Here is a 16,009-nt window from a genome sequence, read left to right as displayed (position 1 = left end):
GGAGAGGCTGCTTCAGATCACACAGGCCCTGACAGCGTATCGCAGGCGGTCAGCTGCCCGCTGTCGAAGCCGCGCTTGAACCAGCGCGCCCGCTGCTCCGAGGTACCGTGGTTGAAACTCTCAGGCACCACGTAGCCCTGACTGCGCTTCTGCAGCGTGTCATCGCCAATTTGCTGGGCTGCGTTCAACGCCTCCTCAAGATCGCCGGCTTCGAGAATGCCCTTCTGATCAGTGAACTTACCCCAGATGCCGGCAAGACAATCAGCCTGCAGTTCGACGCGAACGGACATCTTGTTAGCCTCCGCCTCGCTCATCCGCTGACGTGCCTGGTTGAATTTCGGCAGGATGCCCAGCAGGTTCTGAACGTGATGGCCGACTTCATGCGCAACGACGTAGGCTTCGGCGAAATCGCCGGAGGCGCCGAATTGGCGGCTGAGCTGGTTGAAGAAGGCCGTGTCGAGATAGACCTTGTGGTCGCTCGGGCAGTAGAAGGGACCGGTCGCCGCCGAGGCAAAGCCGCAGGCAGACTGCGTCTGCCCGGAAAAGAGGACGAGGCGAGGCTCTTCGTACTGACGGCCCATGGACTGGAAGATCCCGTTCCAGGTGTCCTCAGTCTCGGCAAGCACGGTGCGAACGAATGCACTCATTTCGTCGTTGGCGGGTGTCTGGCCTCCCGATTCGTTCTGCTCGTAGCCCGGTCCGCCGGTGGTCATGCCGCCGTCAAGGACCTGCAGCAGGTCGATGCCCATGGCCTTGAAGATAAGGTAGATGACGACGAGGAAGATGATCGTGCCGATGCTCAAGCCACCGCCACGCCGGCCCATGCCGCCACCGGATGGAAAACTGAAGCCTCCACCTCTGCCCAATCCGCCCATGGAAGGATCGCCACGACGATCCTCGATGTTGTCGGACTGACGCCGGCCTTTCCATTCCATGACTGCTCCCTCGAGCTAAACCTTCGGTCGTTACAGGGTAATGTATATATCCCGGCAATCAGGAAATTCCAGTTACCCGAGGGAGCTGTTGTTGGCAGAGAACGATCGAACAATCTGGCCCGAGGTTCGGTTCTGCTCAGTCCATTAGGCGGTTGCGGCGCTAACCTGTCGAGTGTCCGAGACCGATCTCGATTCGCGATCCATCAGCGTCTTGAGAGCAAAATGGCCTGACCCAACGATAAGCAGCGACGCATAGCCATCAATCGCGTAGTGCCAACCGAGATAAACGGAGCTTGCTATCACAAATGCCGTGTAACCAAAGGCGATGATCCCCAGCCTGCGCGAGACCTCTGCAGCGAAAAATGCATTCAGGGCGATCAGCCCAACATGTACGCTCGGGAACGCCGAGATGCCCGAGCCGAGTCCAGACGATCCGTGCTCGTGAAGCGACCATAGGTAATGCTGAAACATGCTCGCTGTCGTGGGACCATCAGGCGACGCCAGGAAGTTCGCCAGTTCTGCAAAGCGCTGGCTGTCGCCGGTTGCTGCGCTGTAGAAGACCGGCCCAGCGGATATGAAGATTCCGGCAAAGATGTTTCCACAGACCACCCAAACAAACATGAACATGCAGACATAGCGGACGCGCACCGACCTAGCCCGCGGCGAGGTTGCCACGTAGAAAAGCGCTCCGAAGCAAACCACGAACCACAATACGCTGTAATTCCAGTCCACAATCTTGACGATCGCAGCGTGCCCGGCAATCGACGGCGGGATTTTCCACGGATCCGGGCCAAACGACAGCAGTGCATCGATCTTTGCGAGTCCCTCATCGTAGAGAAAGCCGCCTCGAATGATCGGCAACAGATTCTTAATTGACGTGAACGTGCCCTGAAAGACCATAAGCGCCATCAGCAGCAACATGCCGGAAAGAAGATGAGCCAACCTGTGGGGCGAGAATGTCCTTCGCGCAGCGAGCGACCGTTTCCCCTCAAAACGAAGCAAAATCCACGCGTAGTCAAAGATCGCGGCCATAAGTGGCATCAGAAACAGGAAAAGATAGGTCCATTGGTCGAAGTATAGCGCGTAGGACGCTATCTCGGCGTGACCATATGTGGCCAACAACACGACACCGATTGCGAAATAGGCTGCAACCGCCAAATAGAGCCAGCAGTCCGCTCCGACCCGAGCGCAAACATGCGACAGCAACTCGAAAGACCAACCTCTGAGATTTGTAAGTTTTTTGTCGCGATTAGCCATTGTTGATTCAAGACGCCCCGCAAGCAATCCGCCCTCCGGTATGCGATGACAAATAGAAAGCACCCTAATTATTAATTTTTACGAACCAGCGCAGTTAAAAACACGAGCCAGAACGAATATTTTCTTCGTGCAAGGCAACGAGCACTTCCAAAGCCGGGCTCCTTGACGAAGGACCGGCGATCGGGCCTCTTTGCGCAAGGAAGTCTGAGAGGAGACAGGCGATGAAAGCAGTGCGGCTCGAAAGGCCCGGAAAGCTGGCCTTGCGTGAGATGGAGCGGCCAGAACCAGCTCACGGTGAATTGCTTGTTCGCGTGGAGGCCTGCGGTATTTGCGGCACCGATCGCCATCTGTTCCTCGGAGAGTTTCCATCCAAGTCCCCGGTCACGCTCGGCCACGAGTTCGCCGGGATCATCGAAAAGGTAGGTGACGGTGTCAGCGGCTTTCGCGAAGGCATGCGTGTCACCGGCGATCCGAATATTGTCTGCGGTCGCTGCCCCGAATGCCAGCGCGGCCGTGTCAATCTCTGCCATAACCTGCAGGCGATCGGCATCCATCGCGACGGCGGCTTTGCAGAGTATGTCTGCATCCCGCAGCAGCAGGCCTTCGAGCTGCCCGACACGCTGCCTCCCCTCTACGGCGCCTTTTGCGAGCCGCTTGCCTGCTGCATCCACGGAGTCGACCTGGCCGAAATTCGCACCGGCTCTTCCGTCATCGTGCTCGGTGGCGGCGTGATCGGTTTGCTCGTCGTCCAGCTGGCCCGGCTCGCGGGAGCGACCAACGTCGTCCTCGCGACTCGCAGCGAGGAGAAGCGCGTGCTCGCCGAGAAGCTCGGCGCGACCGCCAGCGCGGACCCCTCGATTGGGGACATCGTCGCACAGCTGACGGCGGCAAACGGCTTGCTGCCCGGCGGCGGCGACGTCGTGATCGAATGCGCTGGCGTTGCCGAGACGATCGAGCAAGCGCCGGGCCTCGCGCGTCGCGGTGGCACGGTCATCATCCTCGGGGTCATGCCGCAGGGTGTGAAAGTCGAGATCGAACCGTTCGATCTCCTCTTTCGAGAGATCAAGCTTACAAGCTCGTTTATCAATCCGTTCACGCACCGGCGAGCCGCCGATCTCATCGCGTCAGGAACCATCAAGGTCGAGCCGCTGATCTCCCGTCGAATCGGCCTCGAGGCGGCAGTCGAAGCCATCTCCAACCCCGCCCGCAGGGGCGAGATCAGGGCGCTTGTCGTACCGGGTATCGACTAGGCTCTCGCAAGCTCTGCCAATTCCTGTCGATTCCGCAATTTATGGGGTTCCGTTTACAAATACATTTGCCTATAAGCCGCTTCTAGCCTGAAAAGACCATCACATGCGCGACCCGGCCGGTGCCTCCCACCCTGGCCGGCTTTCTGCGCAGCTAGGAAACGGAAAAAAGCCCATGCCGAAGCGCCAAGATATCAAATCGATCCTCATCATCGGCGCGGGACCGATCGTCATTGGCCAGGCTTGTGAATTCGACTACTCCGGCACCCAGGCCTGCAAGGCGCTGAAAGAGGAAGGCTACCGCGTCATCCTCGTCAACTCCAACCCGGCAACGATCATGACCGACCCGGGTCTTGCCGACGCCACCTATGTCGAGCCGATCACTCCTGAGGTCGTCGCCAAGATCATCGCCAAGGAACGGCCCGATGCGCTGCTGCCGACCATGGGTGGGCAGACGGCACTTAACACCGCCTTGTCGCTGAAACGCATGGGCGTTCTCGATCGATACAATGTCGAGATGATTGGCGCGAAGCCCGCCGCCATTGACAAGGCAGAGGATCGCGCCCTCTTCCGCGAGGCGATGGCAAAGATCGGCCTCGAAACCCCGCGCTCGATGCTGGCAAACGCCACCGACATCAAGGACGCCGACCGCAAGACCCATGAAGCCGAGCGCGCCAAGCTGCGCGAGAGCCTCTCAGGCGCCGAGCTCGACAGGGCGCTCGACGAGCTGGAAAACCACTGGAACCTCGGAGAGAGCGACCGCAAGCAGCGCTACATGGCACACGCCATGGCAATCGGCGCACAGGCGCTTGATCACGTTGGCCTGCCGGCCATCATCCGCCCGTCCTTCACGCTCGGCGGCACCGGCGGCGGCATTGCCTACAACCGCTCGGAATTCTTCGAGATCGTCAACAGCGGCCTCGACGCCTCGCCGACCACCGAAGTTCTGATCGAAGAGTCGGTGCTTGGTTGGAAAGAGTACGAGATGGAAGTCGTCCGCGACAAGGCGGACAACTGCATCATCATCTGCTCGATCGAGAACATCGACCCGATGGGCGTCCATACGGGCGACTCGATCACCGTTGCGCCTGCGCTAACGCTGACCGACAAGGAATACCAGATCATGCGTAACGCCTCGATCGCGGTGCTGCGCGAGATCGGCGTCGAAACCGGCGGCTCGAACGTGCAGTTCGCCGTCAACCCAGCGGATGGCCGCCTCGTCGTCATCGAAATGAACCCCCGCGTTTCGCGCTCGTCCGCCCTCGCCTCGAAGGCCACCGGCTTTCCCATCGCCAAGGTCGCCGCCAAGCTCGCCATCGGCTACACGCTGGACGAACTGGAAAACGACATCACCGGCGGCGCAACGCCAGCGTCGTTCGAGCCGTCGATCGACTATGTCGTCACCAAGATCCCGCGCTTTGCCTTCGAGAAGTTCCCTGGCGCCTCGCCGGTGCTCACCACCGCGATGAAGTCTGTCGGCGAAGTCATGGCAATCGGCCGCACCTTCGCCGAATCGCTGCAGAAGGCACTTCGCGGTCTGGAAACCGGCCTCACCGGTCTCGACGAGATCGAAATTCCGGATGTTGAGGAAGGCGAATCCAGCCAGAACGCAATCCGAGCCGCAATCGGCACGCCGACACCCGACCGTCTGCGCATGGTCGCCCAGGCGCTTCGCACCGGCATGAGCCCGGAAGAGGTACACGAAGGCTCCAAGATCGACCCGTGGTTCATCGCCCAGTTCAAGTCGATCGTCGACATGGAAGCCCGCATCCGCGAACATGGTCTTCCGACCGACGCCGCGAACCTGCGCATGCTGAAAGCCATGGGCTTCTCCGACGCCCGCCTCGCCACGTTGACGGGCAAGCGCCCGAAGGAAATCGCCGAGCTCCGCAACAGCCTGAACGTCCGTCCGGTCTTCAAGCGCATCGACACCTGCGCTGCCGAGTTCGCCTCGCCAACCGCCTACATGTACTCGACCTACGAAACGCCCTTCGTCGGCGCGCTGCGCTCCGAAGCCCAGGTTTCCGACCGCAAGAAGGTCGTCATCCTCGGTGGCGGTCCGAACCGTATCGGTCAGGGCATCGAGTTCGACTATTGCTGCTGCCATGCCGCCTTCGCGCTGAAGGATGCCGGTTATGAAGCGATCATGATCAACTGCAACCCGGAAACGGTCTCAACAGACTACGACACTTCAGACCGGCTCTATTTTGAGCCGCTAACGGCCGAAGACGTGATCGAGATCCTGCGCGCCGAGCAGGAAAAGGGCGAAGTCGTCGGCGTCATCGTCCAGTTCGGCGGCCAGACGCCGCTGAAGCTTGCCGAAGCGCTCGAGAAGAATGGCATCCCGATCCTCGGCACCGCACCTGATATGATCGACCTCGCCGAAGACCGCGACCGCTTCCAGAAGCTTCTGATGAAGCTCGATCTCAACCAGCCGAACAACGGCATCGCTTACTCGGTCGAGCAAGCCCGCCTTGTCGCCGCCGAAATCGGCTTCCCGCTAGTCGTGCGTCCGTCCTACGTTCTGGGCGGCCGCGCCATGCAGATCATCCACGCCGAAAGCCAGTTGCAGACCTATCTGCTGGACACGGTTCCGGAACTCGTGCCTGAAGACATCAAGCAGCGCTATCCGAACGACAAGACGGGCCAGATCAACACGCTGCTCGGCAAGAACCCGCTGCTTTTCGACAGCTACCTGACCAACGCCATCGAAGTCGACGTCGACTGCCTCTGCGACGGCGATGACGTCTATGTCGCCGGCATCATGGAGCATATCGAGGAAGCTGGCATTCACTCCGGTGACAGCGCCTGCTCGCTGCCACCGCGGTCGCTCTCAAAGGAGCTGATCGACGAGCTGGAGCGTCAGGCGAAGGCCATGGCCAAGGCCCTGAACGTCGGCGGTCTGATGAACGTACAGTTCGCCATCAAGGACGGCACCGTCTATGTGCTCGAAGTGAACCCGCGCGCATCGCGAACCGTGCCCTTCGTCGCAAAGACGATTGGGGCTCCGATTGCCAAAATCGCCGCGCGCGTCATGGCAGGCGAGAAGCTGGACGCCACTTTTGCCGCCTACGGCGAAAAGCCGGATCCGCGCGCGCTCAAGCATATTGCCGTCAAGGAAGCCGTCTTCCCGTTTGCGCGCTTCCCGGGCGTCGATACCCTGCTCGGCCCGGAAATGCGTTCGACCGGTGAAGTCATCGGCCTCGACACCGATTTTGCGCTAGCCTTCGCCAAGTCGCAGCTCGGGGCGGGCGTTGAGCTGCCGCGTGAAGGCACCGTCTTTGTTTCCGTCCGCGATGCGGACAAGGCAGGCGTTCTGCCTGCGATCCGCGTTCTCGTCGGCGAAGGCTTCAAGGTGCTGGCGACCGGCGGCACGCAGCGTTTCCTGGCCGAAAACGGGATCACCGCGACGAAGGTCAACAAGGTTCTGGAAGGTCGCCCGCATATCGAGGACGCCATCCGCAACCGCCAGGTCCAACTGGTGATCAACACCACCGACGGCAACAAGGCGATCTCGGACTCTAAGTCGCTGCGTCGTGCAACGCTGATGCAGAAGGTCCCCTACTACACCACCATGGCCGGCGCTGAGGCAGCCGCCCAGGCGATCAAGGCACTACGAGCCGGCAACCTCGAAGTTCGTCCGCTGCAGAGCTACTTCTGATAAATAAGGCCGGCGCGCCATCAGCGCCGGCCTTTCTTCTTGCGGCGTCGAAATCGTTAGATTCGCGCCCTCGCATCCTGCGCGTCCGCCTTGACGTTCCAGGCATCCTGAAAGGCCGGTCGCGGCCGATCCTGCAAAATGAGCTTACCCCCTTCTTCACGCCGCGTCGGAATGGCGTGGCGATCGATCGCACCTTCCAGCGTCATGGCAAGGTCGCGGGCAAAAACCCGATTGCCGATGTGCCATGAGTGGGTCCATGAACCAATCTGCGGCTGCGAAGCTGGATCGACCGTCTTGAAATATTCACCGCAATTGACATCCACCGCCTTGGCGTTGACGGACGCCGGCAGTCCGACACGACCGACGCGGGGCGCGACACCGAGCCTCTTCGCGTTGGAAACGGCAAGCACGGAATCAAAGGGGTTGGAATAGTTGGTGAGCCGCATGATCCGGCGGAACATCGGCTGGTTCCAATCGCTCGCAAGCGATAGGCTGTCGGTAGAGACATCGCCACCAATAAACGCCACCTGGCCGATGCGCCAGTCTGCCTTGAAAAGATCGCCCTGTTTGTCCGATTGTGCAAAGGCGTCCATGATCACATAGCAGCCGGTGGAATGACCAAGCAGATGCACATTGGTTTCGCAGCCTGTCTGCTGGCTCTGCTTCAGGAGACGAATACCCTTGGCCACAAGCTCGCTTGCGACAGCGGCGGCATCCGATCGGTCCTCGAGATAGTTCAGTGTCTGATTGTCGCTCGGCCAGTCGAAGGCCACGATCTCGCCATGCCAGCCTTCCGCGCGCATGTCGGCGCGAAGCTGCCTGATGCGTTTTAAAACCGTCGGAATGTCGTTGTTGTAGCCGTGCACGAAGATGAGCACATCGCCGCGCGGACCGATCGAGTTCGGGTTTTCGTCCCCATCCGCAAGCCCCTGCACCTCCGCGACCCAGTCCTTCGCGCTGGAGACTGCCTGGCGCGCATCGTAGCTGTCGAGCGCAGCAGGTACCTTCAGAAATTTAATCGGTCCAGGTTCGGCAATTAATGCATCGCCGGACCGCTTTCTGGCACTGATGATATAGTTGTCGCTCATCTTCCCCTCCTGCGCCAACCAGCCCATACCGCCTAGGACGATCGTATCAGCTTACAGATTCAACCCGAAGACGCCAACGCTCGACCGCAACCCGAGAGCGCAAACAATGCCGCGGCCCGTTGAGATCACCAGCCTTGGCTCCGCCTGCTGGAGCTGACAGCGGTAATGCTCTACATTCAGAACCTACCATCCTCTATTCACTATGGGTTTCAGTCCCCAAAAGTCAGATTGCCCGGGTTTACAGTCGCAAACAGCGCGCCTTCGAGTAGCGATACGAATTTTATGGAAATCAGCGGTGGCGATCTGCTATAAGGAGAAAAGTTAGGATTGTTGCACGGTTCCGAAGTTCCCCTTCGGGACCTGTTTTCTTTTGTGTCCGCGGCTAAGCGGATGCGGGGAGTGAAGGACAAAAAAATGGTTGATAAGGTACCGATGACGCAGGGTGGTTTCGTCAAGCTGCAGGAAGAACTGCGCTGGCGTCAGCAGGAGGAGCGTCCCCGGATCATCGAGGCGATCGCCGAAGCCCGCGCGCATGGTGACCTTTCGGAAAATGCCGAATACCATGCCGCCAAGGAAGCCCAAAGCCACAACGAAGGCCGGATCAGCGAGCTCGAAGACCTGACTGCGCGCGCCGAAGTCATCGACCTGTCGAAGATGTCCGGTGACAAGATCAAGTTCGGCGCCAGGGTGAAACTCGTCGACGAGGACACCGAAGAAGAAAAGACCTATCAGATCGTTGGCGATCAAGAAGCCGACGTTAAGGCCGGGCGAATTTCCATCTCGTCCCCGATCGCTCGTGCACTGATCGGCAAGGAAGTCGGCGACTCCATCGAAGTCAATGCGCCCGGCGGCTCCAAGGCCTACGAAGTCCTTTCCATTTCCTGGGGCTGATTGATCCGTGGACGGTCTCGGCCAACCGGCTATCGTCAACGTTAGTGACGTCGAGATTATTGCGCCGAACTTCAAAAAGCGGCTCTCCGGCGTCACCTCAACCATCATTCAGTTGATTCCGGTCCAGCGCGCACTCGGCGAGAAGATTGCCGCTCTTGGACCGGGCCTTCCGGCATCCCTGCCGCATATCCACTTTCGTGACTTGTTGAAGCTATGGCAGCCGCCGCGTGGCAAGCGCTTTCGCATATGGCACGCCCGTCGCAACATCGAGATGCTGCCTGCCATTCTGATGCGCGATATCCTGCGCATGCCGTTGAAGATCGTCTTCACGTCAGCCTCTCAGCGCCGCCACACCGGCTGGACCAAATGGCTGATCTCCAGAATGGATGCCGTCATCGCAACCAGCGGTAAGACGGCGAACTATCTGGAAGTCCCGAACACGGTCGTGCTGCACGGAATAGATACGACCCGCTTCTCGCCGGCTGATGACAAGGTAATTGCCAAACAGTTGCTTGGTCTCGATGCCACGAAGAAGATCGTCGGCTGCTTCGGCCGCGTGCGCCATCAGAAGGGCACGGATCTTTTTGTCGACGGCATGATCCGCCTGCTGCCAACCCGGCCGGATTGGATCGCCATTGTTGCCGGACGCGCAACAGCCCAGCACGCCGAGTTCGAGAAGGAACTGAAAGCGCGTGTCGCTACAGCCGGCCTGGTCGAGCGTATTCTTTTCGTCGGCGAACACACCAATATCAACGATTGGTACCGAACGCTCGACCTCTTCATTGCGCCGCAGCGCTGGGAAGGTTTTGGTCTGACGCCGCTCGAAGCGATGGCAACGGCCGTCCCTGTTGTCGCCACCGACGTCGGCGCATTCCCGGAACTGCTGGTAACGGGCGCCGACGAAACCGGCGTTATCGTCCCGCGCGACGATCTCGATGCAATGGTTCAAACCTCCGGTCTCTTCATGGACAACGAAAACCGCCGCCAGCAGGCCTCGGTTCGCGCGCGCGCCCACACAGCCGCTGCCTTCAGCATTGAAGGTGAAGCTCGAAAGCTCAGCGCGGTCTACCAGTCGCTTTGAGCGACAGCCTCAAGGTTTGCGCCTGAAAAGCTCAAGATAGGCGTTGGCAATCGCTTCTTCGGAGAACTGCTTCATCAGCGTTTCGCGCCCACCCGCGGCAACCTTTGCGGCGAGCACCGGATTGTCGATTAGCCTTTCGATGGCCTGCGAGAACCCATCAGTATTCCCGATATCAACGAGAAGCCCATTGTCGCCATCCCGCATGAACCAGGAAGGGCCTTCGGAGTGGCTGGAAACGACGGGCTTGCCCTGCGCCCAGGCCTCCAGAATGACATTGCCAAGCGGCTCGTGGTTTGACGGCATGACGAAGATATCGGCAGCCGCCACGAACGGTCGCGTGTCCTTCTGCCAGCCGAGAAAACGCACCCTGTCCGTCACGCCAAGATCCGCCGCAACCTTCTTGACGTTCTCCAGTTCCTCGCCTTCGCCCGCCAGCCACAAATAGACGCCCGGAAGCTTCGCAACCGCCGCCGTCAGCAGCGCGAACTCCTTGCGCGGCACGAAACGGCCCATTGACATCACGACGGGCGCATCCGCTGGCGTGTCGAACGTCGCACGATCGACCGGGGGCACTTGCCCAGTGCTCGTGAAGTTCGAGATCACCTCGACTCCCCTCGTCCAGCCCAGCTCGCGCACATGTTCGGCAATGCCAGGCGTGTTGCAGACGAGAATGTCGGAGTTTTTGAAATAGCTGAGATTGGTCGGATAATCCCCCAGCCTGGAGATCTTGATGCATCCCTTGTGGTCAGGCATCAGTTCGCTCGCGCGAGGTGCCCAGGCCATGATCGCATCTGGCCGAACCCGTCGGGCCTCACGAGCAACTCTCAGCGGCAGGAGAATCCGATCCAGCGACAGGTTGCGGAAGTTGCTTTCATAAATCCCGACTGAAGCCGGTAGATCCTTGCGCCAGATCCGATCGGGCCGGATGACCGCGCTCTGCTCGACACCGCGCAGGGCCAAAGCGTTGACAAGATGCACGAAGAACCGCTCGGCTCCGCCATCCTTGCCAAAGTGGAAATGCATCACCCTCACGGTTCGCTCTTCCCGGTTTCGAACAAACGGATGTAAGCCTGCGTGATCGCTTCCTCGGAGAAACGGTTCGCAAGGGTGTCTTGGCCGCCTTTGATCAACGAGGTGCGCAGGGCCGGATCGTCGCGAACGCGCGCGATCGCATTCGCAAGCCCATCGACATCGCCGCAATCGACCATCAGCGCGTCCTTGCCGTCCGTCATCACCCAGCTCGGCCCCTCGGCGCGAGAACCAATCGTAGGCTTGCCGGCGCCCCACCCTTCAAGGCACACGTTCCCAAGCGGCTCGTGCAGCGAGGTCACTGTAAAGACATCGGCGGACGCAAGATACGCATAGGCGTTGATCTGCCATCCCGCAAATCGAACACGGTCTCGCAAGCCGAGCTCATCAGTAAGTTTTTCAAGATTCTCGCGCTCTGGCCCATCGCCCAGCAGCCACAGAAATGCGCCCTGTGTCTTTGCGATGGCCTTGATCAGCACATCGAAGCCCTTCCGCTTTACGAAGCGCCCCATGCCGATGACGACGAAGGCATCGGCAGGTGTTTGCAGTGCTTCCCGAGCAATTGGCTCGCGTGGAGCCGAGCGGGTGAAATTTGCAATGACTTCAACGCCGCGCGTCCAGCCGAGTTCGCGTACCCGCTTGGCGATATCGGGCGTAATACAAATGAGCGTTTCGGAATTGCGATAGTAGCCGAGGTGCTCCGGATAATCTCCGAGCCGCGAAATGCGCCGAGCGTTCTTGTACCGCGGCATGAAACGGCTCGCGCGCAATTGCCACGACATGATCACATCTGGCTGAAATTCATTCAGGATGGCGCGCATGCGCGCCGATAAGATAAAGCGCGAGAGCGAAATGCGCCGAAACGTCCCCTCATAAACCTCGCCGCATTTTTCTATATCCTTGCGCCAGCTGCGATCGGGGCGAATGAGCGCGCGTTGCTCGATGTCACGATCGTGGAGCGCGTTGACGAGGTTGACAAAGAAACGCTCGGCACCACCCTCCTTGCCGAAATGAATATGCATTACCTTCATCGCGATGGAACCTTAGTGTCTTCCTGCGTCGTCAAAGCTCGGATGCCGCTCCGCGGCCCTGCGCTGATACAACTTCGCCTGCGTGAGAAACGCGTAGACCGCGCCAGTCATTGCCTCGATAAAGCCCGATTGTCCGCAGCGCCACAGGCCGTTGTGAAAATACAGACGCCAGAAATAGAGCAACGGACTGAAAATTAGCCTGACAAAGGTTGTACCCTCGCCCAAGGCGAAGTGCTGGTCAGCCTTCAAGGTCGAGTATTTGTTCTCCTTGAGGATTTGCTCGTCGATGACCAGTGGCCGGTAGTGAAGCAGGCTCCCCGATGGGGCATCCTGAACCCGCCCGGTCGGCACGATGCCTTCGTGAACAGTTTGCGTGAGATCATAAGCGCCTCTGCCTTTGCGGATGAGCCGTAGGTTCTTCCGCTCGTGCACATGCTCGGGCGTATAACCGTAGCCGATCAGATAGGGGCGGCGCGCTACACGCCAGCCAACGATATCGTCTGAAGCGGCAATAAGCTCTGGCAAAAGCTTTCTCAACGGCGCATCGAGCCGTTCATCGGAATCAATATTCAAGCGCCAGGGCTGCGTGCACTGATCAAGCGCAAATTGCTTCTGCCCCGCGTAGCCACGCCACCTCTCGTGAAACAACCGGATCGGCCATCCCTTGTCGATGTAGGATTGCAGCAGGGCAACGGTGCCGTCCGTCGAACCAGAGTCAACGACCACAATCTCCGCGCACTTATCCAGGCTCTCGATGCAATTGCCGAGGTACGCTTCTTCGTTCAAGCAAATGATGAACGCGGAAATAGGCAACTTGGACATTGAACGAGCTTCGTGTCTTCTTTCGTGGCAAAACGGCTAGCAAAGCGCCTTCATTAAGGCATAAGCCGCTTCATTCATAGAGCATTGCTTGCTGCTCTTTGGCCGCTCAGACTTCGACCAAGCCCACGCGCTTAACCTGTCTGATCGTCAGCATCGTCCGGACGGTATCGACGTGCTCGTTCGCCGTCAGCACCTCGATAACGAAGTCCTGGAAGCGCGTCAGGTTCTCTGCCACACAATGCAGAAGGAAGTCGCTGTCTCCTGAAACCATCCAGGCCTGACGCACCAGAGGCCACTGCGCCGTCGCCGCCGCGAAGGCCTTGAGGTTGGCCTCCGACTGATGCTTGAGGCCAACCATGCAGAAGGCAACAAGATCGAAGCCGAGCTTCGGGCTGTTCAGCATCGCGTGATAGCCTTCGATGACGCCCGTCTCTTCGAGCTTTCGCACCCGGCGAAGGCAAGGCGGTGCCGAAATGCCGACGCGGTCGGCGAGCTCGACATTGGTCATCCGTCCGTCTGCCTGCAGCTCACGCAGTATCTTTATATCGATGGCATCGAGTTCGGCGCGAAGCACAATCCTGCCCTTCCTTTAATTCGTGATCGCCAGCTTCTATATAAAGCGACGGAATTCGCAAGAAAGTTTCAACTCAGCGATGGATCGTTGCACAGCGCGCCCGAGAAAGCCTTGTTGGTAACGCAAGGCTGCCCTTGAATAAAAGCACTGGACGTTCATAAATGGCGAATGGATCGCGAAACGGCCTCATTCGCCTCTTAGCCGCCGCTCTCCTGACAGTCGAAAGGAAATACCCATGTCCGCCCGCCACACCAAGGTGCTCATTATCGGCTCCGGCCCTGCCGGCTACACGGCTGCCGTCTATGCAGCCCGTGCAATGCTGAAGCCAGTTCTGATCGCCGGCATGGAGCAAGGCGGACAGCTGATGATCACTACCGATGTGGAGAACTATCCGGGCTTTGCCGATCCCATACAGGGACCATGGCTTATGGATCAGATGCTCCAGCAGGCAAAGCATGTCGGAGCGGAGATCGTCAACGACATCGTCACCGAAGTCGAGATGAACCAGCGCCCGTTCGTGGCCCGCACGGATAGCGGTCAGGTCTGGACAGCCGATACGCTGATCATCGCGACCGGCGCCAAGGCGAAGTGGCTGGGGATCGAGAGTGAGCAACATTTCCAAGGCTTCGGCGTCTCGGCTTGCGCGACCTGCGACGGCTTCTTCTATCGGAACAAGGACGTCATCGTCGTCGGCGGCGGCAACAGTGCTGTGGAGGAAGCCCTCTACCTCTCGAACATCGCCAAGTCGGTGACGGTCGTGCATCGTCGCGACGGCTTCCGTTCGGAGAAAATCCTTCAGGAACGTCTGTTCTCGAAGGAAAACATAAAAGTCCTCTGGAACACCGAGGTCGCGGAAATCACCGGCACGCCGTCCAAGCCGCCAATGCCGCCGTCCGTTACGGGCGCTCGCCTGCGCGACACGCGCACGGGTGCAATCACCGAGGTTGCGGTCGACGGCGTCTTTGTTGCAATCGGCCACGCTCCGGCGACTGAGCTCTTCAAGGGCAAGCTGAAGCTGAAGGACAATGGCTATCTCTGGACCGCACCGGATTCGACGGCGACCAGCCTCGAAGGTGTTTATGCCGCAGGTGACGTGACCGACGATACGTTCCGCCAGGCGATAACCGCCGCCGGCATGGGATGCATGGCAGCTCTCGAAGCCGAACGATATCTGACGGGTCATATGCCCGTTGCCGTGGCCGCGGAGTAGGATCGGCTATGAGGGGTGGTGGAATGCCATTGGATTGGGACAAGCTGCGTATCTTTCACGCGGCTGCCGAAGCGGGTTCTTTCACGCACGCTGCGGATAAACTGCACCTATCTCAGTCCGCGATCAGCCGCCAGGTAAGCGCGCTAGAGCAGGATGTCGGCACCAAGCTCTTCCACCGCCATGCGCGCGGTCTGATCCTGACGGAACAGGGCGAACTGCTCTATCGCACCGCTCACGACGTGCTGCTGAAGCTCGAAACCGTGAAGATGCAGCTGACCGAAACGACGGAGACGCCGACCGGAAAGCTGCGCGTCACCACGACGGTCGGCCTCGGCCAAGGGTGGCTGACGGACAAGATCCAGGAGTTCATGCAGCTCTATCCGGACGTCCAGATCCAGCTGATCCTCGACAACGAGGAAGTCGACGTCAACATGCGTTACGCGGATTGCGCCATCCGTCTACGTCAGCCGGTGCAGTCCGATCTGATCCAGCGCAAGCTGTTCACCGTTCACATGCACGTCTATGCGGCCCCCTCCTACATCAACCGCCATGGCGAGCCACAGACGGTCGAAGACCTCGACAACCATCGCATCATCACATTCGGCGAACCGGCACCGAGCTATCTGCTTGACGTCAACTGGCTTGAGGTCGCTGGACGCTCGTCCGATAACAAGCGCATCCCGCATCTGCAGATCAACAGCCAGACCTCGATCAAGCGCGCCTGCCTGCTTGGAATGGGCATCGCCTGCATGCCTGACTATATTGTTGGACGCGACCCTGGCCTCATCCAGCTGCCAATCAACGCGGACGTGCCCTCGTTTGACACCTACTTCTGCTATCCCGACGAAATGAAGAATGCCGCCAAACTGAAGGCTTTCCGGGACTTCATTGTCAGCAAGGCGCGCAACTGGAACTTTTAGTTGTCCAGCCCAGAAATACAAGCCTTGCAATGCATGCATGTCTGGCATGCATAAATTGGGGTTGCCGTCTGCTCATTAAAACACCATATCGCTTATAGCTGATGCACACGGTGGCTTTTCCTCCCAGTTCCACCGCATTAGCTGTTCCCCTCTGGAGGTTTTGACCTTCACACCTATAAGGGCCCCGATCTTTCGGCGGCCCTCTTTTTTTGCCCGTTTTTTTCGCACTGCAGCAGAAAATTGTGCAGCGCATAGCAGGCATG

Annotated in this window: 13 protein-coding genes; 6 read left to right on the top strand and 7 right to left on the bottom strand. The window is 59.3% G+C overall.

Translation table 11 applies throughout. The features are described 5' to 3' along the window. Window positions 1-17 precede the first annotated feature (17 nt). Both ATY80_RS27100 and ATY80_RS27095 read right to left on the bottom strand, forming a co-directional pair. Window positions 18-935, bottom strand: coding sequence for a neutral zinc metallopeptidase (locus ATY80_RS27100; protein ID WP_088695370.1), 918 nt, complete (start codon window positions 933-935; stop codon window positions 18-20). Window positions 936-1,079: 144 nt separating this feature from the next. Further along, entirely contained in the window at window positions 1,080-2,192 is a 1,113-nt protein-coding gene (locus tag ATY80_RS27095; protein WP_088695369.1) for a phosphatase PAP2 family protein, read from the bottom strand. Window positions 2,193-2,413: 221 nt separating this feature from the next. Between ATY80_RS27095 and ATY80_RS27090 the strand changes: the two genes are divergently transcribed. Next, a complete protein-coding gene (locus ATY80_RS27090; RefSeq protein WP_088695368.1) occupies window positions 2,414-3,442 on the top strand; it encodes a zinc-dependent alcohol dehydrogenase family protein in 1,029 nt (342 codons plus the stop codon). Between the two features lie 172 nt (window positions 3,443-3,614). Next, window positions 3,615-7,100, top strand: a complete 3,486-nt coding sequence (carB, locus tag ATY80_RS27085; protein ID WP_088695367.1) for a carbamoyl-phosphate synthase large subunit — start codon at window positions 3,615-3,617, stop codon at window positions 7,098-7,100. A gap of 56 nt (window positions 7,101-7,156) precedes the next feature. Here the strand turns inward: carB and ATY80_RS27080 are convergent, their stop codons facing one another. Next, complete coding sequence (locus ATY80_RS27080; RefSeq protein ID WP_088695366.1) at window positions 7,157-8,188, bottom strand: alpha/beta fold hydrolase; 1,032 nt, start codon at window positions 8,186-8,188, stop codon at window positions 7,157-7,159. Between the two features lie 414 nt (window positions 8,189-8,602). On the opposite strand from ATY80_RS27080, the gene greA reads away from it, so the two are divergent. Together greA and ATY80_RS27070 are read left to right on the top strand one after the other, a co-directional pair. Then, window positions 8,603-9,079, top strand: a complete 477-nt coding sequence (greA, locus tag ATY80_RS27075; protein WP_007534180.1) for a transcription elongation factor GreA — start codon at window positions 8,603-8,605, stop codon at window positions 9,077-9,079. 31 nt (window positions 9,080-9,110) lie between these two features. Then, window positions 9,111-10,160 carry a glycosyltransferase family 4 protein gene (locus ATY80_RS27070; protein WP_189637282.1) on the top strand — a complete coding sequence of 350 codons (1,050 nt, stop codon included), beginning with the start codon at window positions 9,111-9,113 and terminating at the stop codon, window positions 10,158-10,160. Between the two features lie 9 nt (window positions 10,161-10,169). Here the strand turns inward: ATY80_RS27070 and ATY80_RS27065 are convergent, their stop codons facing one another. The 4 genes from ATY80_RS27065 to ATY80_RS27050 all read right to left on the bottom strand — a co-directional run bounded on the left by ATY80_RS27065 (window position 10,170) and on the right by ATY80_RS27050 (window position 13,616). After that, window positions 10,170-11,192 carry a glycosyltransferase gene (locus ATY80_RS27065; protein ID WP_088695364.1) on the bottom strand — a complete coding sequence of 341 codons (1,023 nt, stop codon included), beginning with the start codon at window positions 11,190-11,192 and terminating at the stop codon, window positions 10,170-10,172. Then, complete coding sequence (locus ATY80_RS27060) at window positions 11,189-12,220, bottom strand: glycosyltransferase (RefSeq protein ID WP_088695363.1); 1,032 nt, start codon at window positions 12,218-12,220, stop codon at window positions 11,189-11,191. The genes ATY80_RS27065 and ATY80_RS27060 overlap by 4 nt, the downstream gene beginning before the upstream one ends. Before the next feature lie 12 nt (window positions 12,221-12,232). Continuing rightward, window positions 12,233-13,042 carry a glycosyltransferase family 2 protein gene (locus ATY80_RS27055; protein WP_088695362.1) on the bottom strand — a complete coding sequence of 270 codons (810 nt, stop codon included), beginning with the start codon at window positions 13,040-13,042 and terminating at the stop codon, window positions 12,233-12,235. A 106-nt stretch (window positions 13,043-13,148) separates the two neighbouring features. Then, window positions 13,149-13,616, bottom strand: a complete 468-nt coding sequence (locus ATY80_RS27050; protein WP_007534169.1) for an Lrp/AsnC family transcriptional regulator — start codon at window positions 13,614-13,616, stop codon at window positions 13,149-13,151. Between the two features lie 235 nt (window positions 13,617-13,851). Between ATY80_RS27050 and trxB the strand changes: the two genes are divergently transcribed. Together trxB and ATY80_RS27040 are read left to right on the top strand one after the other, a co-directional pair. Beyond that, the gene (gene trxB, locus ATY80_RS27045) at window positions 13,852-14,826 is read left to right on the top strand and encodes a thioredoxin-disulfide reductase (RefSeq protein ID WP_088695361.1); all 975 of its coding nucleotides are present in this window, start codon (window positions 13,852-13,854) and stop codon (window positions 14,824-14,826) included. A gap of 23 nt (window positions 14,827-14,849) precedes the next feature. Then, complete coding sequence (locus ATY80_RS27040; RefSeq protein ID WP_007534166.1) at window positions 14,850-15,746, top strand: LysR family transcriptional regulator VtlR; 897 nt, start codon at window positions 14,850-14,852, stop codon at window positions 15,744-15,746. Window positions 15,747-16,009: the final 263 nt, after the last annotated feature.

The sequence above is a fragment of the Rhizobium sp. R711 genome (genome assembly GCF_002211365.1).
In the GTDB taxonomy this organism is placed as follows: Bacteria; Pseudomonadota; Alphaproteobacteria; order Rhizobiales; family Rhizobiaceae; genus Rhizobium.
Note: the sequence above shows the minus strand (reverse complement) of the source record. Positions and strands in the feature narration are given on the sequence as shown.

Bases quoted from the DNA above. Each gene is read 5' to 3' on its own strand.
- ATY80_RS27100 (WP_088695370.1), bottom strand. From the start codon at position 935: ATGGAATGGAAAGGCCGGCGTCAGTCCGACAACATCGAGGATCGTCGT.
- ATY80_RS27095 (WP_088695369.1), bottom strand. From the start codon at position 2,192: ATGGCTAATCGCGACAAAAAACTTACAAATCTCAGAGGTTGGTCTTTC.
- ATY80_RS27090 (WP_088695368.1), top strand. From the start codon at position 2,414: ATGAAAGCAGTGCGGCTCGAAAGGCCCGGAAAGCTGGCCTTGCGTGAG.
- carB (WP_088695367.1), top strand. From the start codon at position 3,615: ATGCCGAAGCGCCAAGATATCAAATCGATCCTCATCATCGGCGCGGGA.
- ATY80_RS27080 (WP_088695366.1), bottom strand. From the start codon at position 8,188: ATGAGCGACAACTATATCATCAGTGCCAGAAAGCGGTCCGGCGATGCA.
- greA (WP_007534180.1), top strand. From the start codon at position 8,603: ATGGTTGATAAGGTACCGATGACGCAGGGTGGTTTCGTCAAGCTGCAG.
- ATY80_RS27060 (WP_088695363.1), bottom strand. From the start codon at position 12,220: ATGAAGGTAATGCATATTCATTTCGGCAAGGAGGGTGGTGCCGAGCGT.
- ATY80_RS27055 (WP_088695362.1), bottom strand. From the start codon at position 13,042: ATGTCCAAGTTGCCTATTTCCGCGTTCATCATTTGCTTGAACGAAGAA.
- trxB (WP_088695361.1), top strand. From the start codon at position 13,852: ATGTCCGCCCGCCACACCAAGGTGCTCATTATCGGCTCCGGCCCTGCC.
- ATY80_RS27040 (WP_007534166.1), top strand. From the start codon at position 14,850: ATGCCATTGGATTGGGACAAGCTGCGTATCTTTCACGCGGCTGCCGAA.